Origin of the sequence: Acinetobacter sp. 1000160, from assembly GCF_000588715.1 — a bacterium.
Classification (GTDB): Bacteria; Pseudomonadota; Gammaproteobacteria; order Pseudomonadales; family Moraxellaceae; genus Acinetobacter; species Acinetobacter courvalinii.
On sequence record NZ_JFWP02000005.1, the window covers coordinates 167,608 to 189,454 of the forward strand.

Annotated in this window: 19 protein-coding genes; 9 read left to right on the plus strand and 10 right to left on the minus strand. The window is 44.2% G+C overall.

Translation table 11 applies throughout. The features are described 5' to 3' along the window. Positions 1 to 42 precede the first annotated feature (42 nt). The 5 genes from truA to asd all read right to left on the minus strand — a co-directional run bounded on the left by truA (position 43) and on the right by asd (position 5,907). Positions 43 to 840, minus strand: a complete 798-nt coding sequence (gene truA / locus J699_RS06460; protein ID WP_032870710.1) for a tRNA pseudouridine(38-40) synthase TruA — start codon at positions 838 to 840, stop codon at positions 43 to 45. Positions 841 to 855: 15 nt separating this feature from the next. Further along, a complete protein-coding gene (locus J699_RS06455) occupies positions 856 to 1,824 on the minus strand; it encodes an asparaginase domain-containing protein (protein ID WP_171070885.1) in 969 nt (322 codons plus the stop codon). A gap of 44 nt (positions 1,825 to 1,868) precedes the next feature. Then, the gene (locus tag J699_RS06450) at positions 1,869 to 3,110 is read right to left on the minus strand and encodes a FimV domain-containing protein (RefSeq protein ID WP_032870716.1); all 1,242 of its coding nucleotides are present in this window, start codon (positions 3,108 to 3,110) and stop codon (positions 1,869 to 1,871) included. A 61-nt stretch (positions 3,111 to 3,171) separates the two neighbouring features. Further along, positions 3,172 to 4,647 carry a FimV domain-containing protein gene (locus tag J699_RS06445; RefSeq protein ID WP_032870718.1) on the minus strand — a complete coding sequence of 492 codons (1,476 nt, stop codon included), beginning with the start codon at positions 4,645 to 4,647 and terminating at the stop codon, positions 3,172 to 3,174. Positions 4,648 to 4,788: 141 nt separating this feature from the next. After that, positions 4,789 to 5,907: an aspartate-semialdehyde dehydrogenase gene (asd, locus tag J699_RS06440; RefSeq protein ID WP_005226618.1), complete on the minus strand. Its 1,119-nt coding sequence runs from the start codon at positions 5,905 to 5,907 to the stop codon at positions 4,789 to 4,791. A gap of 188 nt (positions 5,908 to 6,095) precedes the next feature. Here asd and J699_RS06435 point away from each other — a divergent pair, with 188 nt between their 5' ends. Continuing rightward, positions 6,096 to 7,205, plus strand: coding sequence for an endonuclease/exonuclease/phosphatase family protein (locus J699_RS06435; protein ID WP_032870721.1), 1,110 nt, complete (start codon positions 6,096 to 6,098; stop codon positions 7,203 to 7,205). 332 nt (positions 7,206 to 7,537) lie between these two features. Here J699_RS06435 and J699_RS06430 read toward each other — a convergent pair whose 3' ends face one another. From J699_RS06430 to J699_RS06420, 3 genes are read right to left on the minus strand one after another with little or no spacing between them, the layout of a single operon-like run. After that, a complete protein-coding gene (locus J699_RS06430; protein WP_032882862.1) occupies positions 7,538 to 8,257 on the minus strand; it encodes a hypothetical protein in 720 nt (239 codons plus the stop codon). A gap of 2 nt (positions 8,258 to 8,259) precedes the next feature. After that, on the minus strand, positions 8,260 to 9,141 hold the full coding sequence (locus J699_RS06425) for a DUF6502 family protein (protein ID WP_032870727.1): 882 nt from the start codon (positions 9,139 to 9,141) through the stop codon (positions 8,260 to 8,262). Between the two features lie 49 nt (positions 9,142 to 9,190). Further along, entirely contained in the window at positions 9,191 to 10,432 is a 1,242-nt protein-coding gene (locus tag J699_RS06420; RefSeq protein WP_032870731.1) for a cupin-like domain-containing protein, read from the minus strand. Positions 10,433 to 10,566: 134 nt separating this feature from the next. On the opposite strand from J699_RS06420, the gene J699_RS06415 reads away from it, so the two are divergent. After that, positions 10,567 to 12,144, plus strand: coding sequence for a PT dipeptide repeat lipoprotein (locus tag J699_RS06415; protein ID WP_032870735.1), 1,578 nt, complete (start codon positions 10,567 to 10,569; stop codon positions 12,142 to 12,144). Between the two features lie 57 nt (positions 12,145 to 12,201). On the opposite strand, the gene J699_RS06410 is transcribed toward J699_RS06415, so the two are convergent. Beyond that, entirely contained in the window at positions 12,202 to 13,137 is a 936-nt protein-coding gene (locus J699_RS06410; RefSeq protein ID WP_032870738.1) for a lauroyl acyltransferase, read from the minus strand. Between the two features lie 203 nt (positions 13,138 to 13,340). Here J699_RS06410 and J699_RS06405 point away from each other — a divergent pair, with 203 nt between their 5' ends. Further along, entirely contained in the window at positions 13,341 to 13,883 is a 543-nt protein-coding gene (locus J699_RS06405; protein ID WP_032870740.1) for a DUF4334 domain-containing protein, read from the plus strand. 132 nt (positions 13,884 to 14,015) lie between these two features. Next, positions 14,016 to 14,543, plus strand: coding sequence for an O-acetyl-ADP-ribose deacetylase (locus tag J699_RS06400; protein ID WP_032870790.1), 528 nt, complete (start codon positions 14,016 to 14,018; stop codon positions 14,541 to 14,543). A 56-nt stretch (positions 14,544 to 14,599) separates the two neighbouring features. Here the strand turns inward: J699_RS06400 and J699_RS06395 are convergent, their stop codons facing one another. Then, the gene (locus J699_RS06395; protein ID WP_005226652.1) at positions 14,600 to 16,513 is read right to left on the minus strand and encodes an ATP-binding cassette domain-containing protein; all 1,914 of its coding nucleotides are present in this window, start codon (positions 16,511 to 16,513) and stop codon (positions 14,600 to 14,602) included. A 32-nt stretch (positions 16,514 to 16,545) separates the two neighbouring features. Here J699_RS06395 and J699_RS06390 point away from each other — a divergent pair, with 32 nt between their 5' ends. The 5 genes from J699_RS06390 (at position 16,546) to J699_RS06370 (ending at position 21,739) form a co-directional block, all read left to right on the plus strand. Next, positions 16,546 to 16,791, plus strand: a complete 246-nt coding sequence (locus J699_RS06390) for a SlyX family protein (protein WP_005280646.1) — start codon at positions 16,546 to 16,548, stop codon at positions 16,789 to 16,791. 232 nt (positions 16,792 to 17,023) lie between these two features. Further along, positions 17,024 to 17,473 carry a hypothetical protein gene (locus tag J699_RS06385; protein ID WP_005280642.1) on the plus strand — a complete coding sequence of 150 codons (450 nt, stop codon included), beginning with the start codon at positions 17,024 to 17,026 and terminating at the stop codon, positions 17,471 to 17,473. A gap of 33 nt (positions 17,474 to 17,506) precedes the next feature. Then, positions 17,507 to 20,146: a type I DNA topoisomerase gene (gene topA, locus J699_RS06380; protein WP_032870742.1), complete on the plus strand. Its 2,640-nt coding sequence runs from the start codon at positions 17,507 to 17,509 to the stop codon at positions 20,144 to 20,146. Positions 20,147 to 20,236: 90 nt separating this feature from the next. Continuing rightward, positions 20,237 to 20,995 (plus strand): hypothetical protein, encoded by a 759-nt coding sequence (locus J699_RS06375; protein ID WP_032870743.1) that lies wholly within the window; start codon positions 20,237 to 20,239, stop codon positions 20,993 to 20,995. A gap of 171 nt (positions 20,996 to 21,166) precedes the next feature. Then, positions 21,167 to 21,739: an HdeD family acid-resistance protein gene (locus J699_RS06370; RefSeq protein ID WP_032870744.1), complete on the plus strand. Its 573-nt coding sequence runs from the start codon at positions 21,167 to 21,169 to the stop codon at positions 21,737 to 21,739. Positions 21,740 to 21,847 lie beyond the last annotated feature (108 nt).

The window sequence follows — 21,847 nt, forward strand, 5'->3', positions numbered from 1 at the left end:
TCAAAATCGATCAGGCTTTTTTATTGGTTCATGGATTTGGTATCAATCAGGTAAATTGAGCCACTGCGGGCCTAAAGGCATGTTCGGTAATTCAAACTCATCTGGATAATAGGCCTGAATAAAATAAAGACCATCGGAAGGAGCGGTAATTCCGGCAGCAGTACGATCTTCTGCAGCAAACATGGTATCGATATGGTTGATGTCATACATGCCTTGACCGATTTCAAGCAGGCAGCCCATGATGTTGCGTACCATATGATGTAAAAAACCATCTGCCTGAATGTCGAGTACCAGATAACGGCCATGCTCAAACAGGCGGCAATGCTTGACGTGACGTACCGGTTGATTTGACTGACAGGCTGCCGCACGGAAGGTTTCGAAATTATGGGTGCCTTCAAACTTGGATGCAGCCGTAATCATTTTCTGGACATCAAGCGTTTGATAGAGATGCGTAACTTGCTTGTACAGCAACGCCGGGCGAGTCGGGGCGTTATACACCACATAACGATAACGACGTGCCACCGCCTTAAAACGCGCATGGAAATTTTCATCCATGCATTTAATCCACTGAATCGAAATATCTTTGGGTAGTTGACTGTTGGCCCCACGAATCCAGCCTTGTTCCGGACGGATCGCTTCGGTATCAAAATGCGCCACCATATTGGTTGCATGCACACCGGCATCGGTACGGCCCGCGCCATGCAACACGATCGGTTGATTGGCAATACGACTCAGCACTTTTTCAATGGTTTCCTGCACAGTGACAACGCCAGCTTGTTGGGTTTGCCAACCACGGTATTGAGTACCGCAAAATTCAATACCTATTGCATAACGTTGCATGTTCTCACCTCGATATTAGTGTTGCTGCCAGTGTTCGAACCATTGTTCGTGGGTCGGGTATTTTAAATACATTTGCAGGGCTTTTGCATATAAATCGGCATGGCTATGGCAATCATTGACCAAAACTTTGGCAGATTGAATCCATGAACTGACGGCATAACGCTGATCCAGCTGCCCGAAGGTGACCTGTGTACTAATAATCGGCAGACATTGCTGCTGATAAAGTGTTTCGAATAACCCAAGGATTTCATCATTGACGGCAATATTGCCTGTTCCGAAACCTTGTAAAACCAGAAAGTTGGGTGGCGCAAGCGCAAGATTTTTTAACTGCGTGACCAGTTGTTCTTTGGCGATCGGCTGTAACATCAGGTTGAGTATGTTCAGTTGCGCTGCTTTTTCGATATGTTGATTGTGGATCACAAAAGCATCGGCGGTGGTCTGGCAACTTTGCTCTGCCTTGATCCCGACAAAAGCATCCAGCTCGGTGGTATGGGCTTTTAGCGTGGTTTGGGCATGGAAGACTTGTTGATGAAAGGCCAGATAAACACCGCTTGGTAAACTCAATACCTGCTCTAGGGCCAGGTATAAGTTACCGATTGCATCGGTAAATTCACGGGTATCATTGCCTTCAATATTCAGTAATGGATATTGACTGCCGGTAATAATGGCATGGCAAGAATAGCCTAAGAAGCGTGCCAGTGTGGCTGCCGCATAACTGAGCGTATCGGTTCCGTGAATAATCACGAAATGCTGGAAGCTATTCAGTTGGAGTTGCTGGATTTGTTGGACCAGTTGCAGCCAGTCGGATGCTGTGCAGGCGCTGCTATCTTTAATACTAGGTGCAGCGAAGCATTCGACCTGTAAATGCGGTGGGATCACCTTGCCGAGTAGCGGTAAAAAGTCCTGTTCCGGCATTGGCATTAACGGTTCGCCAATACAGCCAAAAGTCCCACCCATATAGATTAAAGCGATTTTTTTCATCATAAAAAAAGCAGTCTTAGAGACTGCTTATATTAGACTGATCAAATTCAGGAAGCTATTTTATTCAGTAAAATTTCTGAACGTTGTTGTTGCTCTGCATTCAATGTTGACGTGTTTTTTAACAGTTCACGGGCAGATTGGTAAGCGCCCAGTTCAATATACTGTTCAGCCAGTTCCAGATTTAACTGTACTTCATCCAGTTGTTGCAAATCCGGGAAGGATTGCATCAATGGATCATGACTTGCTGAAGCTTGAGCCGGTGCTGGCGTAAATTCAACTTTAGGCTCGACAACAGGTGCGGGTGCTACAGCGTCAAATGAAAATTCAGTCTTTTCAATCGGGGCTTTTTCTTCAACTTGCTCCTGAGACGGTTCAAAACTGAAATCAAGGCTTGGTGCTGTTTCTGTACTTTGCGGTTTAGCTTCAGGCTGATTGGGAACAACTTCTAAATCCGCAAAGTTAAAGTCTAATTCAGGTTTAGTGTCTTCAACTTTGGCTTGTTCAGTCTGCGCTGGGGTGGAATCCAGGTCAAAAGAAAACTCAAGCGGCTGCTGCTGTTTTGCTTCAGGTGTTTCAACAGGTGCAGGGGTAGGTTCAACCGTTTGCTTTTGTTCAAACGAAAAGTTGAAATCTAGGGGCTGTACTTCAGGCGCTGGTTCTACAGCTTTGGCTTCTTCTGCAGGCGCGTTATATTCAGATTGTAAATCATCAAAAGACTGGGCAGCCGGTGTTTGCACCAAAGCATCAAAATCTGCGCTATTATTTTGAGCGACGGGTTCAACTGCTGTCGGTGTCTGATGAAAACTGGTTGAGTTAAATTCGATTGAATCGGGCTGTTTATTTTGTAGATATTCGCGATGTTTGATTTCAGCGGCTTGCACAATATCTTCAAGTTTTAGTGCATGCAGATGTTTGATCAGTTGATCAATTGCAAAATCATCTTTCTGTTTGAGATGAATCTCCAGCAAAAACAGATACAGCTCATGTTGAGAGTTATCTTGTTTCAAAGACTGATTGATTTGTGCCTCAGCAGCTTGAAAATTACCACTTTGAATATTTCTTTCAAGCTGTTGGCGCAGGCTTTCAGAAATTGCAGTGCTAACTTGAGGGGCAAGTTCCTGTTCTTCCCGAACGAGTGTTGTACGTGAAGCGGTTTTGGTGGCAGCTTTTTTCGGTGTTTTGGCTGTACCTTTCTTTGGTGCAGCATTGGCCTGATTACTTTCACGTTTTTTTAAAAAGATCGCGACCACCAGCACAATGACCAGTAGTACAATGATGATATTTGACATGATCTTTACCCCTTAAAGATAGCGCCGCTTTTATGCAAATTTATGAGAATCTTCTCGTTACCTAGCGTGTTGGCTTTTTAGTTTCCTGCTGCGCTTTCAACTGATCCTGTAATTCGGCAAGCCGGGCATTTAACAGCTGAATACGTTGTTCCTTTTGATGCAGTGCCAGTTCTAACTGGGTAACGTTTCTTTGTAATGTAACGGTTTTTTCTCGTGCTGTCATAACTTTTAATGACAAGTCTGCACTGGTTTTTTGTTGTAATGTGTCTTTTTTGGCACTTCCCGTACTTGAATCTTGATGACTTTCAGCAACTAAGGACATTTCTGCCTGCTGTAAGCGATATTTGGCTTTAGCCGCGGCAGGGCGCTGCGTTTGGGCTGCAATCTGATTGATATTTTTAGGCAGCTGAGTGGCAGTGGCACTGACATTAAAATTCAAATGTGAGCCTTGTCTAAGCCGGTTTGCATTGCCGCCAATAAAGGCATGTTCATTCTGCGCCTTGATTTGATGCATCACCTGAGCAACAGGCTGTTGGGTCTGCCCGGCAATACGTTGTGCAATGCTCCATAGCGATTCATTGCGTTGTACCACATGTTGTTGTGCAGTCTCCGTAGATGGCATTGGCGTATTCTGCACAGGTGCTTTTTGCTTGACCGGTGTGGAACGTTCTTTGGCCTGATACTGGGCCTTGGTTTTCTCTGCATCTTCAACCGACTTTAATGCCGTATTTTTGAACTCATTTTCCGGCTGAACAGTTGATGTTGCGACTGGAGAGCTTTGGGCTGTTTGAACCTTGTCCTGTTTAAGAGTAGTCACTTCGGCTGCTTTTTCTAATTTCTCTGCTTTGGACTCTATATTCGATGCTGTTTGCTGAAGTGGTGCTGCTACAGAGGGATCTGCATTGACAGGCGTGGCAACTGATATGACGGCTGCATTGTCCAGTTCAGAAGAAGATTGTTTTTTTAATGCAGGCGGTAAGGCAAAGGGTGCATTTAACAGGGTTTCCTGTTTAGCCACGGGTTTTGCCGTACTGTCTGCAACATTGAAACGGGTACTTTCAGGCAGGTTTAAGGCTATATCTTTTTCACTGACGATAAATTTGGGTGTCAGTGATTTTTCATTATTACTTTTTGCGCTGAGCTGTGGTGCTTTGGCTGCCTGACGCATGGACTGGCGTATATGTTTTAAATGAGAAGCGCCACCTTCCTGTATCTTGATAATAATGTTCAGTTCAGCATCGGTCATTGGGCGGGAAGAGGTGATGACAATGACACCTTCGCCCTGATTATTGCGGCGTGTAAAAAAGTTCAGATTTGAAGGCGGCTGATGCGCTGCGCCAATCATCAATAAGTCTTCTGGTGTCGCCAGACTGACATCAAATTTCGAGTTGAGATCGGCCTGATGAAAACTCATTTCCGCATACAGTAACTCACCTGGCGCAGACTGGATTTGCAATGGATCAAGTGTAATGGCATAAAGATGTTGCGAAGAAATTATGGTTAAAATGGCAATTTTTAATTTGTTATAAACAGTCATCTCGATCCATGAAAAAGTGATGTGATGGTCAGAAAAAAGTATACATTACCGTGATGTAAATGAATTGTAAATTCTTCATTTTTCATCAGCATAAAAAAGCCGATCAAATGTGATCGGCTTTTGATTTTTCGGGATTTTTGCTTAAGCGTTCTTGTATTCAACCAGGATACGAAGCATACGACGCAATGGCTCTGCAGCGCCCCAGAGTAACTGGTCACCAACCGTGAATGCACCGAGATATTCTTTACCCATATTCAGCTTGCGTAAACGGCCGACTGGCACAGTTAAAGTCCCTGTGACTGCAACTGGGGTAAGATCAGTCATGGACGCTTCACGAGTATTCGGAACCACTTTTGCCCATTGGCTCGAGTTGCGAATCATATCTTCGATCTCGTCCAGTGCCACATCTTTTTTCAGTTTCAAGGTAATCGCTTGAGAGTGACAACGCATCGCACCGATACGGACACAGTGTCCATCGATTGGAACAATTTGCTGGTTACCGAGGATCTTATTGGTTTCAACCTGACCTTTCCATTCTTCTTTTGATTGACCACTTTCGAGCTGTTTGTCGATATATGGAATCAATGAACCTGCCAATGGCACGCCGAAGTTTGCTTTCGGAAAACCTTCGCCACGTTGCAAGTCAGCAATTTGACGATCAATATCCAGAATCGCAGATTTAGGATCATCCAGTAAGTCTTTGGTATTGTTATACAGATAGCCCATACCGGTGATCAGTTCACGCATGTTTTGCGCGCCCGCGCCCGATGCTGCCTGATAGGTCATTGAGGTTGCCCACTCCACCAGATTGTTCTGGAACAGTGAACCCAAGCCCATCAACATCAGTGAAACCGTACAGTTACCGCCAACGAAAGTTTTAGTGCCATTCACTAAACCATCTTTGATCACGTTCAAGTTCACTGGATCAAGAACGATGATCGCATCATCCGCCATACGTAAAGTAGAGGCTGCATCAATCCAGTAGCCATCCCAACCTTCAGCTTTGAGTTTCGGGAAAACTTCAGATGTGTAATCACCACCTTGACAGGTCAAAATGACATCCATTTGCTTCAGACTGTTAATGTCCGTTGCATCCATAAGTGCTGGGGCAGTCTTACCACCAAATGCAGGTGCTTCACCACCTGCATTACTGGTAGAGAAATAGAATGGCTCAATATGAGCAAAATCATTCTCTTCAACCATACGTTGCATCAGGACAGAACCAACCATCCCACGCCAACCGACCAGACCTACTTTCATGTCATTGTGCCTCGGTATGTAAAAAATTTTAAAGGGGTTTGAGTGTATCAAAAGCGTCCACAACTGCAAGCTTTAGCGAACTAAAACAGTCAGTTTATTGAGTGGAATATCTTGTTTATATTAGAGAGAAAATTGATAAAGCGACAGCTTTATTGTAAATCTATGCTATCCCTAAGAGAAAAATGAACATGATGTGGATTCAGATTTGCGCAGCAGTGGTGATATGGCTTTCCTTTTGGTCATTAATCCCGAGAGATGAATGGTGGATTCGGGGCGCGGATTTTCCCAGATTACAGATCTTGGCATTGGGGATCGTGACTGCCGGGGCAATGTTATTTGGTCTGTCGGACTGGACCTTGAGCACTGAGCTGTTTTTTCTTGGCTTAATGGCTGCGATTGCCTATCAGCTCAAAATGGTGCTGCCTTATACGCCGTTATGGAAAAAGCAGGTACAACAACTCAAACAGGCGGACTTAAAGCCAGAACAGCAAATTTCATTACTGGTCGCCAACGTACTGACTCCCAATCATCAATATCATCTTTTGCTGGAGCATATTGAGACATTAAAGCCTGATGTGGTGTTGACGCTTGAATCCAATGCTGCCTGGCAACAGGCACTTAGCCAGATTGAGCCAGACTATCCGTTTCGGGTCCCTGTACCGTTGGAAAATCTGTATGGCATGCATCTGTACAGTCGCTTGCCGTTAAAAGATACCGAAGTGAAGTTTATCTTAAGTGATGAAATTCCTTCGATTCATACCTGCCTGACCTTGAAGTCGGGGATACAGGTCAAATTATATTGTTTACATCCGAAGCCGCCGAGTCCTACTGAGGCCAAAGATTCGACTTTAAGGGATGCCGAGTTATTGCTTGTGGGTGATCAGATCAAAGATCTGGACCAGAGCTGTATTGTGATGGGTGATCTGAATGATGTGGCCTGGTCGCGAACAACGCGTTTGTTCCAGCGTATTAGCGGCTTGCTCGATCCGCGGGTTGGGCGCTATTTTATGAATACTTTCCATGCCAACTATCCTTTACTACGTTGGTCACTGGATCATATCTTTCATAGTACCGATTTTGGTTTAGTTAAAATGAAACGTTTATCCCATATCGGTTCAGATCATTTTCCAATTTATGTGGTGTTGCAAACAGGTCTTCGCTTTGAACAGCAACAACAATCACTGCAACAGACCGCCGAAGATGAACAGGAAGCCCAAGAGGCCATACAGGAAGGCATAGAGAAGGCCGAAGAAGAGGAAAAAGTCGTGATTGATCCATTGGCTCAACCGCATAAATAGCAATGCGATTGTGTTGAAACGATACAATTACTTTTAATTTCAGCGCGTTGCTAAAACCTATGATTTTAAACTTTAGCTAATCAATGTACGTTATTTCGTACATGGATTTAAGTTTGTAACGAATAGCCCTACAGGTACAAAAGATTTATTCTAAATACATCAGCACAAGGACGCAGGAATGGATTTCCGATTAAGGATAAGCAGCGCTGAGATGGAATAGTCATCATGGATATGATGCATGCGATGGACGCAATCCAATAAAAATAACGTGAAAGCACAACCTCATTTGCCCGAGTTTTGCAGGATGCAAGGCTCGGGTTTTAATTTTCTATTTATTCAGATGCTTTATTTTTCTCTCCTGCCGATATTTCAGTATCAGGGTGCGGTGGTTCAATACGTTCAGGTTTTTTAGGTACCAGTTTTTTATAAATAGGCACTGTGATCTGCGCGGCTTCACATTTTTCCCATGCCAGGTCAATGCTTGGTAAGTCTGTAGCATAAAAAGCATTATAGTTGACGATCAAGGGCAGTTCAGTTTCAGCAAAACTTAGATCCAGCTCATAGCGGCGGGTTTCATAAGGGCGCAAGACCTGGATTTCATCCTGATCTGTCGCGCATCTCAATGATTGTCCGTGAAACATGATGGTTTCACCGACCTGAAATTCAATTGGACGGCAAAGCGGGACACGCTGATAGACATAATCGGAGGTCGTGTTACTAATTTCAATCTGTAAAGGAGCCATCGCCAAGGGCTGAAGCGAATTGACGGGGAACGGCTGTTTGGTTTTAGCATCAATAAAACCCATCGTGCGTTGTATGCCTTTACAGCTACTTTGACTCTCTTTCGGGATCGCGATGAGGTACTCATAACGCTCATCCTTATCTCCGGTTGACGGATTGGAAATCCCGCCATTATTTCCCCCGGGCAAGGGTTTTAGCGTTCCCGAACCACTTCCTCCCAAGCTGACATTAGCCGCAGAAAAATTTTCGCCACATGCGGTCAATGCTATGGCTGAAACTAAAAAAATGCTTGGGAAAAGTATTGTTTTCATTTTTATTGATCCTTAAAGAGATAAGGCACTTGCAGTTTTATCTGGTGATCATATTGATACACACCAAAACGGAACTGATAGGTCGCATCTGCTTGATTCTGGTCGTGTTCGCAATGATGGATGGCAGCATTTAATAATTGTTTTGCCATGTCTTGCCACAGGTCGAGACTGAGTTGTCGAAGTGCTTCCACCGACTGGGCAGTCAGTTTCTCGGCATGAACGGCCTGTTCCAGATGAGTAAACGGTTTTTCACTGATAAAGTTATCAATTCCGGCTGCTAAATGGTCGGTCAGGTTAGCAGAGAAGAGCGCCTTACTTTCTTGCATTTGGTTATCCGGTGTAAAGCTATTTTGCTGCAAAACTACCTGCTGGTCTTGTTGTTCAACTACACCTAAACGTTGCAGTTCAAAAAGAATTGAACGTGGATGCTTTTCGGTCGAGATATGCTTAACCAGGGCTTCAAAGCTATCGGTTTCACCAGAAACCGGAATCTGATGGGGAAGATCCAGTGCAATCCAGCGTGCAATGACGCGGGCCGGAACGCTAATGGCAAAATTGGGTGCTTCGCTGGAAGTTTGAGTGGCCTGTTGCCGAAACGCACTGACATCCTTACGGTGTAGACCGGATAGTAAACTGACCGCTGAATCGGTTTTATTCTGTTGAATCCGGTCGAGTTCTGCGAGTGCCTGTTGATAAAAGATGGGTTTCAAGGCAGCAACAAAGTCGGTATAGCCTACCCCTGAATGAATTAACCAGCGCGCAATATGCTGCATCATTGGAAAAATGCTTTCCAAAGTGGTTTCTGCCTGCTGGGCAATGATGCCCTGGGTATTGTCGGCAGATAATTCGTTTTCGGTCATGAGCGGATGGGTTGGTTTTACCATTAAAGCACCTGAAGAGTTGAAGCAGGATCAGTCATTGTCTGATCCGGTATTAGCTATAGCTGGACGTGGGAAATGATTCAGCGCCAGTATTGTCGATATTAAAATGAGTAAATGACACACTGATAGAGATATCCAGACTCTCGACACAATGCCACCAGCCGAGAGGAATAAATAAAGCTTCACCCGGTTCCAGAATGCATTCGATTTTGCTGCTCAAGGCAAAGTCTGGAAACGATTCTGTGATATCGGGTTGATAAGGATTGGCAACTTTGCTGAATACTGCGACATCATTATATAAATTGGCAACTTGTAGTGCCGGAATTAAGGTGACTTTTTTACGGCCGTAAATTTGAACCAGAATATTATTGGTCAAATCATGGTGTAGAGGGGTAAATGCACCTTTCGGCCCAAACCAGATAAAGCTACGGTCATAGACCTGACGATGATCTGTATAGCCATGAAAATGATCAATGTCCTGAAATAATGCGGCTAAACTGGACTGGCTGGCTTTGGCATTATTGGCTGTCATATAAAAATTATTCGAGTGAGGGGTGTGTTCAATTAAATCGACAAATTCCCGCATAAACATCTTGGTTTTATGTTGCACCGAGTTGCGTTCAAATAAGGGATCCTGTTCACGGTTAAACTGTACTTCAACTTCCTGATTCCCGACCGTTTTTTTGAAATACTGCGGTGACCACTTGTGTAATGCAGGCCAATGATCGATTGAACCTGTGAGCACCACAGCTAAGTTCCGGCTGTAATACGCTTGAATGAATTGCTCGAATGAGGGGAGCGCGATACGGCTCAAGGACTGATAGTCAGGATTTAAACGTGCAAAATGGTCGAGCGTGTGGAGCAACCAGTTTCTTTTCTGCACTAAAAAATGCTGTTCTTGAGCGATTTGAAAATAAGGATGCTGTTTTAACTGCACCAGCTCAAGGGCGATATCAATTTCACTTAAGCCCTGTTGTTGCAAGCTTTGATAAATATAGGTTTGATCTGCTCCATTCAACACCGTCTGTGCCAGCCATTTTTTTTGCTGGGGATTAAAAGCGCTGCTTAGTTGTTCCTGTTTTTCTAATGCGATCTGTTCGAGTTGATGATAGTGCTGTGGTTCCAGCGACGTCTGGGGTGCAACATTTTTGTCCAGATCAATTAAGCCTTCACGTCGCAAAATCCTGACGAGATCATTGGGATGACAGCCGCGTTCTAAATTTTCTTCTAGCCACTGCTGCCATTCTTGAGGTAAGGCATTGAGTTGTCTGGCTAAGTTTTCTTGTGTGTCCATACATTCAGCCCATCAATAAATTATTTTTGACCTTTCGTTATTAATTTACGCACAAATATATTTGCACTCAAGCAAAAAAGTGTTAAATTTTCACATCTATAAATATGTGAAAAAATCACACAGAGGGTAAAATAATGAAAAATATATGGACACAATTCGCACTGAGCATGACTTGTGCAGTACTAGTCGGCTGTGGCTCGGATCATGATTCCGATTCAACACCAACGCCGACACCGACCCCAACACCGACACCAACGCCTACACCGACTCCAACACCTACACCAACGCCTACACCGACTCCAACACCTACACCGACTCCAACACCTACACCGACTCCAACTCCTACACCGACCCCAGTCGTGGCTGACCGCTTTGTTGGTTCTTGGTTAAGCGGCTTTTGCCATGAAGGTGCACGAACAAACTTAACTGTTTATAAAACTTCAGATAATAGTGTTCGCTTTACCACTGAAAAACGTCAGTTTGAAAAAGAAGATTGTACTGGGGCTGTGATCAAAACCTATAGTGTAGCTTCGGATGATGCTTTGCTTACCGAGATTGCCGCGACAGAAAGCAGTGGTACAACTACAGCAAACCGGGTGAAATATATTGATCGATATCGTCCGAATGGTATTGCTGCCGCCTATGGCTTTAAAGGTGAGGGGATGTGTGATGTACCTGCAACGGCAACCATCAAGGATATTCAAGCTTATATGAATGGCATTGATCCATCGAGGACCGTAACCTGTTATACCCGTACCAATGTTGAGGGCTATAGCTTATTTAAACCGACTGTAAAAAAAGCCACCGCAAGCTATCGCCTGTTAGACAACCAGAGCTCTCTCGAGAATTTCCTGGCGCAAGCCAATGAGCAGGGACATCAGGGCTTTGCCTTGGTCAGTCACTCTCTGGATGTAAAAAAGCCCAATAGTGATTTCCCTGAACCTAAAAATTTATATATTAAAAATAATGCTTCGACCGATAGCTATAGCTATAAAATCGCTGATGTCACCACCAATGTAGTAGCTAATGTTTATCTGTTCTGGTTAGCTGAAATTAAAAAACAAGGTGTTGCAGGCTTCGCGTATAAGTCATCTCTGGGTGAGTCACCAAGCTATACTTATAAATATTTATTTGTTAAAAATGATAAAAAACCAGCAACTTATAGTTATGACAACCGCTTCTTGACCGATACCAGTCGCGCTAATATTCTGGCCGTATTTAACCAGCTCGGGGCCCAGGGCTGTAAATTAATTTATGCGGGCAGTACCTTTACCCATAACGGTACAACCAATGGCACGTTTTATGTACCCACCTGTGTAAACAGCAGTACTCATAACGGTACTTATAGTTATCGCTATTTTGAAATGCCAAAAACCGGCGCGGGTTTCTATGAGGACAATCCAACCAAGTTAGACCTGTTACTCAAACAACAGGCCGCAGAAGGTTATCACCTGATTGATAAGGACAATGCAATTATGTTCTTTAATACCAAAGGTTATTTATTTGAACGTGATAGCTCCAGCACAAGCAGTATTGAATCCAAGGTCTTTAACCAAGATGCGATTTATAAACTCGATCTCGCGAGCGAGGTGCAAAACCGATTACAAGATCAGGGTAATCTAGGCTGGTTTATCAATGTGAAATTAGGCTCGGTTTATAGTAACAACCCAATCTATTACGATTTAAGCTCAGGTGTGATCTTCCCGAATTAAGTCTTGTTGTTTTATGAAAGAAAGAGCCGATTCATGGATATGGATCGGCTTTGTCGCTTAGTAGATTTTTTCGTAGCCTTCGGCTCTGGTTTTAAAACGGCGGTGGAACCACATCCATTGCGTCGGTGCGATACGTAATTGCGCTTCAATAATCTGATTGACCCGAATCGCATCACCCACTTCATCTTCGCTTGGCATATTGTCCACCATCGGTTCAATCAGTACTTTGTATCGTGGATTACGGACATCACCGTAGCGATAAAAATACAGTGGAATTGCAACCGCTTTTGAAATTTTGAGTAAACGGCGATGTGCCGTGACCGTTGCTGCGGGGACACCAAAGAAAGGGGCCATGATACCTTGTTTTAAACCGAAATCCTGATCCGGGCTATACCAGATGGCGCCACCGTCTTTAAGGCGACGGATCAAGCCGCGCATATCATCATGATCGATCTGGTGCTGATAAATGGTGGCACGGCAACGATAAATCAGCATATCCAGCATAGGATTGTTTTGCGGTCGATACACCACATCCGGCTCAAAATACTGGGCACAGATATAACCGCCGGCATCAAGCAAAGTACTGTGCGTCCCCAGTAACAGGATGCCTTTGCCTTGCGCCTTTGCTTCAGTGATATGTTCTAAGCCTTCAATGCTATGACGGCCCTTAAACCATTGCGGGCAGTACCAGGCATTCAGGGTTTCAAACACTCCCAGCATCATATCAACAAAAACCTGCTTGGCCTGAGCTTCGACTTCCGCAGGCGACCATTCTGGAAAACACAGTTCCAGATTTCGAAGGGTGGTTTTACGGCGTGACTTGAGTAGATGCCAGAATAAGCCTGCTAAGCCATGGGCCAAGCGCCACTGGATTGCCCACGGGAGAATGGCCAATAACATAAGGAAAAAAATGGCGATCCAGATTTTCCAATATTTGGGTAATAGAAATTCCCATTGAAATTCGCCAGGAATATAAGACTGCTTTTGACTCATAAACTTAGTAGAGTAAATAATGTTGAATTTTGGAGCAGTGTAACATGAAGTGCGCCTGAGAATATGCCCACACGCTTTGGTTCGGCTGCTACTCGACGGAAAATGAATGAGAGTTTTTTGCTTGTTGTACTGCTGTCATACAATGAGCTCATACCTGACTTAATTAAGATTAAGCCCCATACAACAAAAAAAGGTGAAGGATGATGAATATTCAGGAAATATCACAAGGAAAGAAAGTCGATGCTCAGCAAATGATCGAGTTTTATGATCAGCTAGAGGAAATAGACTGTGCATTTATGTATGGTCGCTGGAAAGGATATGAGGTCATCACTGGGCATCCAATGAATGGTCTGTTAGCGCAGGCAAACTGGTATGGAAAATTATTGATAGATCAGGAAATGGTCTATCCTCTAGTGTTGCTGAATACCAAAAAAACAGCGTTATTTTTCATTGATCCCAAGTGGCTGCCTTTAAATCTGGATTTTAAATTTTTGAAAAAAAATGCCAAGTCTCTGGCCGGTGGCTTGAAACTTCTAAAAACCAAAGACAGTAAGGCGCGTTTAAGAATGACTGAGTTTCGAGGGAAAATATCGGCCACGATGATTTATGATGAAAAGCCGATACACGATGTGTTCCGAAAAATAGATGAAAATACCGTATTGGGCTGGATGGATCTGAAACAGCAGCCCCAGCCTTATTTCTTTATTCTGCAACGCGATGATAACAGCTCGCTTGGTTTTGAGTGAGTTCATGCTCTACCAGAATTTACTTGTTGCGAATTGAAGCTTAGATCAAATTGTTCCTACACTTTTAAATCTAAAAGATAAAGCGCATGCTTTTGGCGATAGGCCAATCATTATGTCGATCAGGAGATCATGGTGAAAACGATAAACATCATCCAGGGCGATATTACTCAGATTGCCGTAGATGCGATTGTAAATGCAGCGAATACCTCATTGCTTGGCGGTGGTGGCGTGGATGGCGCAATTCATCGACAAGGCGGCGCCGAAATTTTAGCGCAATGTCAAAAAATAAGAGCAAAACAGGGTGGCTGTGCGGTTGGTGAAGCGGTTATAACCACTGCCGGAAAGTTGCCTGCAAAATATGTCATTCATACCGTTGGACCCACTTGGGTCGATGGCCAGCACGATGAAGCGTTATTGTTGGAAAATGCGTATCGGAATAGTTTTAAACTGGCTGAAAATTTGCAACTACAAAGTGTGGCATTTCCGAATATTTCTACAGGAATTTATCGTTTTCCTAAACAGCAGGCTGCTCAAATTGCGTTAAAAACAATTGCTGAGCAATTAAAACAGAGTCAGTTTATAACAGATGTCATTTTTGTCTGCTTTGATGATGAGAATTTTAATATTTATCAGTCATTAAAAGAGAATCTTAAGATTTAATCTTCGATTTGATTTATAGAGCATCTATCCCGAACAGATAGATGCTCACTGGTTATTTAATTGCCTTTGCTGAGATTTTCCAGCTCATCCCAACGTTCCAGCTTTTCTAGCAATAACTCGTCAATTTCTGCGAGACGCTGGCTGGCTTGAGTCGCTGCATTGGCATCACTGACAAACCATGAACCATCAGCTAGTTTCTCTGATAAGGTGGCTTGTTCAGTCTCTAATGCTTCAATTTCAGCAGGCAACTGTTCAAGCGCACGCTGATCTTTATAGCTGAGTTTTACTTTCTTCGGTGCAGTAGCGTTTGCAGCTGCGGCAGCCGCTTCAGCTTTGGCTTGTGCCTTTTTTACATCACTTTTCTGATCAACGACTTTCTGGTCTGGACGTTGTTCTAGATAGTCCTGATAGCCACCGATATATTCATCAATATTACCTTTGCCATCAAATACCCAGGTTGAGGTCACAACGTTATCCATAAAGGCACGGTCATGCGAGATCAGCAGCAAGGTGCCTTTGTATTCCGATAACATTTCTTCAAGTAATTCAAGCGTCACCATATCCAGGTCATTGGTTGGCTCATCCATCACGATCAGGTTGGATGGCTTGAGTAACAATTTTGCGAGAAGAATACGGTTGCGTTCACCACCAGAAAGAGCTTTAACAGGGGTGCGGGCACGTTCTGGAGAGAACAGGAAGTCTTGTAAATAGCTATAGATATGACGGCGGTTACCATTGACATCGACAAAGTCTGAGCCTTCTGAAACGTTGGCCATCACGGTCTTTTCCAGATCGAGCGCATTACGTAACTGGTCGAAATAGGCAATTTCAAGTTGGGTACCGGTCTTGACTGAACCGCCATGCTCGATTTCACCCAGAATGGCTTTGATCAAGGTGGTTTTACCGACACCGTTGTCACCGACCAGACCGATGCGGTCGCCACGCAACACGATGGCAGAGAAATCTTTAATCAGGGCTTTGCTGTCGTAACTCACACTCAGGTTTTCAATTTCAAACACCAGCTTACCAGAGCGATTGGCTTCCTGGGTTGCCATGCTAACCTTGCCTTGTTGTGAACGACGTGCCTTAGACTGTTCACGTAAGTCTTTTAAGGCACGGACACGCCCTTCGTTACGGGTACGACGTGCTTTAATACCTTGACGAATCCAGGCTTCTTCTTCAGCTAACTTTTTATCAAATAAAGCATTCTGCTTTTCTTCTGCTTCCATTTGCTGTGCTTTAAGGTCGAGATAACGTGAATAGTTCCCTTCGTAGCTCCGCAAAATACCACGATCCAGCTCGACAATACGGGTTGCGATACTGTCAACAAATGAACGGTCATGCGAGATAAACAGCAAGGTCAGATTATTCTGATCCAGTAAGAATTTTTCGAGCCATTCGATACTTTCAACATCGAGATGGTTAGTGGGTTCGTCCAGTAACAGGACATCGGGTTGAGTCAGTAAAGCACGCGCCAACAGTACGCGACGTTTACGTCCGCCTGATAAATCTGCCAAGTCAGCATTCGGATCAAGTCCCATTTTACTGAGAATCGAGTTGACCTTGTTTTCTAAGGCCCAGCCATCGAGCTGATCGAGTTTGTGCTGCAGCATGCCCATACGGTCACAGGCTTCCATATCGCCCAGCACGCAGGCATCGCTGGCTTCATGATATTCTTTTAAGACATTGGCAGCTTCGCCAGCACCCTCGGCAACGATATCTGCAACTTTACCTGAGTCCATCGGGACGTCTTGGGCTAACATTGAAACAGTTAAACCGTTTTGAATGGAAACTTCGCCGTTATCCGGTAACAGGCTTCCCTCAATCAGTTTTAATAAAGTAGACTTACCTTCGCCATTACGACCAATTAAACAGACTCGTTCGCCACGTTCCAGGTTAAAGTTCGCGCCGTCGAGTAAGGCAGGTCCGCCAAATGCGAGATGGACATCCCTTAAAGTAATATAGGCCATAATGTTTCCTAAAAGTTCAGATGAGGTCTGAAATGACTAAACCACAAAATTTTGATGATCACGCGTCATTTTCCGCACCCATTGAAGATTTGCAAGTCCGAATTGCATTTTTAGATGATTTAGTTGAACAATTGAATCAACAACTGGCACTTCAGACCCAAGAAATAGCCGATCTAAAAAAACAGATGCAACTGTTATATCGTCGGGTGGAATCGTCGGATTTATCGGACGGGATTGCGCCTTTTGATCCGATGAGTGATAAACCGCCGCATTATTAAGCGATTTGCCATCATAAAATACCTGTTGAATAGAGATTCAAAAATCAGAGATGTATTTATTGTGTATTTCTGGCATTCATCATATTTTAAACTTGAGAATAATAAGGTTAGATAACTGCGATCTCTTCAAGTTTGAATGATAAATCAAAGCCTTGAAAGTCGACTGTAAGGAAAGCTTGCCTTTTGGTTTCAAGTTATGTAACGCTAATAAAAGGACATTTTGGGCAACTTTATGAGTAATATTGGAATTTGGATCACAGTTGCGATTGTACTGTTTGTACTTGGCTCGATTTTTGGCTTACGAGTCAGTCCCCGAGAAAAAGCATTGGGCATGATGCGCGATCAGGCACGAAAAATGGGCTTGCATCCACGTTTAATCGCCGCACCAGAATGGACGAAAATTCCAATGGCATCAGAAAAGCGTGCCAGCATGGTGGCTTATTATAGTGTCCTGATTCCAGATGCCCGCCTGCCGCTTATGCGTGCAAGAGTGGTGGATGGCAAGCTTCAGGTCGTGCAAGGTGATCAGAAATTTAATGATTTAACCATTGCATTAACAGGAGTTTATGCTATTGATATGCAGGCAAACTGTGTTGGGCTATATTGGGATGAAGAAACTGACTTAAAAGCCACACAGCTTGAACAGATAAAAACTTATTTACATGAATTGGCTCAACGCTAATTTATTGATTGAACACAGGAAAAACGATTTATTATGGCGAAAACTCCACGCTCTGCTTCAGAAAGCACAGCAGCTTCCGCGTCTGCTGCAAAGAAACGTGCCTTAGTGATTGTGGAGTCGCCTGCAAAAGCGAAAACAATTAATAAATATTTAGGCTCACAGTTTGTGGTGAAATCATCGGTCGGTCATGTCCGTGATTTACCGACAGGCGGCGGAGCGAAGTCTAGCGAAAAGAAGCCAGCAACGCGTGTCAAGCTGACTGAACAGCAAAAAGCGGAAAAAGCCCAATCTGCACTGATTAACCGTATGGGTGTTGATCCGGAACATGACTGGATCGCCCATTATGAAGTGCTGCCGGGCAAAGAACATGTGGTTGCCGAACTGAAAAAACTTGCCAAAGATGCCGATGCAATCTATCTCGCAACGGATTTGGATAGAGAAGGGGAAGCGATTGCCTGGCATTTAAGAGAAGTGATTGGCGGCGATGACAGTCGTTACCATCGTGTGGTCTTTAACGAGATTACCAAAAATGCCATTCAGGAAGCGTTTAAACAGCCAACACGTCTCGATTTGAACCGTGTCAACGCACAACAGGCACGTCGTTTCCTTGACCGTGTGGTGGGCTTTATGGTGTCGCCATTGCTGTGGGAAAAGATTGCCCGTGGCTTATCGGCAGGCCGTGTACAATCCGTTGCCGTCAAACTGGTGGTCGAGCGTGAACGTGAAATCCGTGCCTTTATCCCGGAAGAATACTGGCAGGTGTTTGCAGATACCTTGTCGAAGAAAGATGACATTCGTCTGGAAGCGGTGAAACAGGCCGGTAAGACGCTTAAACTCAAGAATAAAGCCGAAACCGATGCGTTATTGAACGTATTAAAAGATGCTGAATATAAGGTGGCATTACGCGAAGATAAACCGACCAAGGTTAATCCAAGTGCACCGTATATCACCTCGACCCTGCAACAGGCAGCAAGTACCCGTCTAGGTTTCTCGGTGAAGAAAACCATGATGTTGGCGCAGCGTTTGTATGAAGGTGGTTTTATTACCTATATGCGTACTGACTCAACCTTCTTGAGTGATGACGCAGTGAATATGGTACGTAATCATATTCAACAAAATTTTGGTGAAAAATATGTTCCTGCCAAGCCAAACCGTTATGGCAATAAAGCAGGCGCGCAAGAAGCCCATGAAGCGATTCGTCCATCCGATGTCGGATTGACAGGTGACAAACTTGCAGGCGTTGAGCGTGATGCACAGCGTTTATATGATTTGATCTGGCGTCAATTTGTCGCTTGTCAAATGACACCAGCAGAATATTTATCTTCGACTCTGACCGTTGAAGCGGCAAATGTCGAGTTAAAGGCCAAAGGCCGTACTTTAGTCTTTGATGGTTTTACCCGTGTGCGAGGGGCCAACAAATCAGATGATGATGTTCTGCTGCCAGCAGTGAAAGTGGGTGAGGTGCTCAAGTTAGAAAAACTTGATCCAAGCCAGCACTTTACCAAACCACCTGCACGTTTTACCGAAGCATCTTTAGTTAAAGAACTTGAGAAAAAAGGCATTGGCCGTCCATCGACCTATGCTGCCATTATCTCAACCATTCAAGAACGTGGTTATGTGAAACTGGAAAACCGTCGTCTCTTTGCCGAGAAAATGGGTGAGATCGTGACGGATCGTCTGGATGAAAGTTTTAATAACCTGATGAACTATGCTTTCACCGCAGATTTAGAAGGTCAGCTTGACCGTGTAGCGACAGGTGAGCGTAACTGGAAAGAGCTATTAGACACCTTCTACGGTGACTTTAAAAAGCGTTTGACCAATGCACAGGGCGAAAGCGGCATGCGCCGTAACCAGCCGGTTGAAGTGCCCGATGTACCATGTCCTGAATGTGCGCGCCCAATGCAGGTACGCACCGGAACAACAGGCGTATTCCTGGGATGTTCAGGTTATAACCTGCCACCAAAAGAGCGTTGTAAGGGTACACTGAATCTAACACCAGTCGAGTCTTTAGCTGCATTGTCAGATGATGATGGTGCTGAAACCGCTGACTTGATGTCGAAACATCGTTGTCCTAAATGTGGTACGGCGATGGACAGCTATGTGGTTGACGGGGGGCGTAAATTACATGTCTGTGGTAATAACCCGGATTGTGATGGCTACGAAGTCGAAGAAGGTGAATTCAAGATCAAGGGCTATGATGGCCCAACCATTCCATGTGATAAATGTGATGGTGAAATGCAGCTGAAAACTGGCCGTTTTGGTCCGTATTTTGCCTGCTCAAGCTGTGACAATACCCGTAAGGTCTTGAAGAGTGGTCAGCCAGCACCTCCACGTGTTGATCCGATCAAAATGGAACACTTGCGCTCAACTAAGCATGATGATTTCTTTGTATTGCGTGATGGCGCGGCTGGTTTATTCCTGGCTGCAAGTAAATTCCCGAAAATTCGTGAAACACGTGCCCCGAAAGTGGCGGAATTGCGAATTGTTGCGGAACAGCTTGATCCGAAGTATCAATTCCTGCTGCAAGCGCCAGATGTTGATCCTGAAGGCAATCCAACCGTGGTGAAATTTAGTCGTAAGAACCAGTCACAATACGTAGGTTCTGAAACGGCAGAAGGCAAACAAACCAAGTGGAGTCTGGTGTTCCAAGACGGAAAATGGGTTGAAGCTTAAACATTCAGATTTAAAAAAAATGCTAGCACTTGCTAGCATTTTTTATCGCATCAAGAAAAACAACAACGATATTTTTATTGGGGAAAGTCTATGTGGAAAAATATTCGGGTCGCGATCTTGCTGGTCGTGTTGCTGGTGGTCGCTGTAAATGCCTATCGTGATCAGAATCAGGACTGGAATCAACCGATTCATATTTTATTGCATCCGATTAATGCCGATGGTCGAACCACCACACAACAGTATATTCAACAATTACAGCAAGATGACTTTGCTGAGGTGAAACAGTATTTAGAGAAAAATAGCCAGCAGTATCGCGGGCAAAGCAGCTATTTCATGATTCAGATTGGACGTGAGTTACAGCAAATACCCCCAAAGATGTCTGAACAGCCGAGTATCTTGAATAATATTCTATGGAGCCTGAAATTCAGGTTCTATGCATGGAAACAGCATCAATCGGGAGATGGCTCTCCGAGTTTGACCTTATATCTGAATTACTATGATCCGAAGCAGAGCAGGGAATTGAAGCATTCGACTGCGCTGGAGCGTGGACGAATCGGCTCGGTCAATTTATTTGCTTCACCCAAACAGGCTGCACAGAACAATGTGGTCTTGGTACATGAATTACTACACGGGTTTGGCGCGACAGATAAATATAATTTGAATAATGGCGAACCGATTTTCCCGATTGGCTATGCCCAAGCCGATCAGCAGCCTTTATATCCACAAACTGAAGCTGAAATTATGGGAGGAAGAATTCCCTTGTCCGAACATAAAAGTAAGATGCCCAATGACCTGAATGAAACAGTCATCAGTATTTTAACTGCCAGGGAAGTGGGGTGGATCAAGTAAATTGTGGATAAGTTCGGATTTATCCATAGCATTCAATAGAACGCTCAAAAATATGAAATAAAACACAAGTTTTCTGACATTCGATCATTAATTTTCAACATGCCTTATACAGAATTTTGTGACGAACAGGCCCAATATAGGCATATAACATTGAAGATAAAAGAGTAAATAATGATGAAAACAGTGGGTAACGATCTGATTCGCAATCAGCTACACGCTGATCGTAAATGGTATCTGTTATTGGGCGTGTTACTGGTTATTTTTGGCTTGGTTCTTTTAGCTGCGCTACCATTCGCCACCTTGTCTGCGGTACTTTTATTTGGTGTCTTGATGATGCTGGGCGGCGTTTTGCATTTTATTGCCGCTTTTACCGTCTTTAAAGGCGGTACGCGCTGGTTGTGGGCTTTATTTGGTGTGCTGTACTTGGTGGCAGGTTATTTTGCCTTTACCACACCGGTGATCACTGCGGTGGTGCTCACCAGCTTTCTGGCGATTGCCCTGATCATTGCGGGGATTATCCGCACTGTGAATGCATTTATCCTGAGACCCGTTGCTGGTTGGGGCTGGGTGCTGTTTTCAGGAATATTAACCTTACTTACCGGGATTCTGATCCTTTCATCACCGGATTCACCGTTCTGGGTGTTGGGAATGTTCTTGGCAATTGATATTTTATTCCAGGGAATTAATTACCTGACCTTCGCGGGAGCGATCAAACAGTTGCCGCATAGCTCAACCACCGCCTAACTCATTCGCTAAAATTGTAGGGCGTGCCTTTTGCACGCCCTTTTTGTTTTGTAGCGAGAAACATTTGCATGGCTTTAGTCTGTTAAAATATCGATTCGTTTGTAACTG

What these genes read in the sequence shown, in the direction of transcription:
- truA (WP_032870710.1), bottom strand. Translation starts at nt 840, where the DNA reads ATGCAACGTTATGCAATAGGTATTGAATTTTGCGGTACTCAATACCGT.
- J699_RS06455 (WP_171070885.1), bottom strand. Translation starts at nt 1,824, where the DNA reads ATGATGAAAAAAATCGCTTTAATCTATATGGGTGGGACTTTTGGCTGT.
- J699_RS06450 (WP_032870716.1), bottom strand. Translation starts at nt 3,110, where the DNA reads ATGTCAAATATCATCATTGTACTACTGGTCATTGTGCTGGTGGTCGCG.
- J699_RS06445 (WP_032870718.1), bottom strand. Translation starts at nt 4,647, where the DNA reads ATGACTGTTTATAACAAATTAAAAATTGCCATTTTAACCATAATTTCT.
- asd (WP_005226618.1), bottom strand. Translation starts at nt 5,907, where the DNA reads ATGAAAGTAGGTCTGGTCGGTTGGCGTGGGATGGTTGGTTCTGTCCTG.
- J699_RS06435 (WP_032870721.1), top strand. Translation starts at nt 6,096, where the DNA reads ATGATGTGGATTCAGATTTGCGCAGCAGTGGTGATATGGCTTTCCTTT.
- J699_RS06430 (WP_032882862.1), bottom strand. Translation starts at nt 8,257, where the DNA reads ATGAAAACAATACTTTTCCCAAGCATTTTTTTAGTTTCAGCCATAGCA.
- J699_RS06425 (WP_032870727.1), bottom strand. Translation starts at nt 9,141, where the DNA reads ATGGTAAAACCAACCCATCCGCTCATGACCGAAAACGAATTATCTGCC.
- J699_RS06420 (WP_032870731.1), bottom strand. Translation starts at nt 10,432, where the DNA reads ATGGACACACAAGAAAACTTAGCCAGACAACTCAATGCCTTACCTCAA.
- J699_RS06415 (WP_032870735.1), top strand. Translation starts at nt 10,567, where the DNA reads ATGAAAAATATATGGACACAATTCGCACTGAGCATGACTTGTGCAGTA.
- J699_RS06410 (WP_032870738.1), bottom strand. Translation starts at nt 13,137, where the DNA reads ATGAGTCAAAAGCAGTCTTATATTCCTGGCGAATTTCAATGGGAATTT.
- J699_RS06405 (WP_032870740.1), top strand. Translation starts at nt 13,341, where the DNA reads ATGAATATTCAGGAAATATCACAAGGAAAGAAAGTCGATGCTCAGCAA.
- J699_RS06395 (WP_005226652.1), bottom strand. Translation starts at nt 16,513, where the DNA reads ATGGCCTATATTACTTTAAGGGATGTCCATCTCGCATTTGGCGGACCT.
- J699_RS06390 (WP_005280646.1), top strand. Translation starts at nt 16,546, where the DNA reads ATGACTAAACCACAAAATTTTGATGATCACGCGTCATTTTCCGCACCC.
- J699_RS06385 (WP_005280642.1), top strand. Translation starts at nt 17,024, where the DNA reads ATGAGTAATATTGGAATTTGGATCACAGTTGCGATTGTACTGTTTGTA.
- topA (WP_032870742.1), top strand. Translation starts at nt 17,507, where the DNA reads ATGGCGAAAACTCCACGCTCTGCTTCAGAAAGCACAGCAGCTTCCGCG.
- J699_RS06375 (WP_032870743.1), top strand. Translation starts at nt 20,237, where the DNA reads ATGTGGAAAAATATTCGGGTCGCGATCTTGCTGGTCGTGTTGCTGGTG.
- J699_RS06370 (WP_032870744.1), top strand. Translation starts at nt 21,167, where the DNA reads ATGATGAAAACAGTGGGTAACGATCTGATTCGCAATCAGCTACACGCT.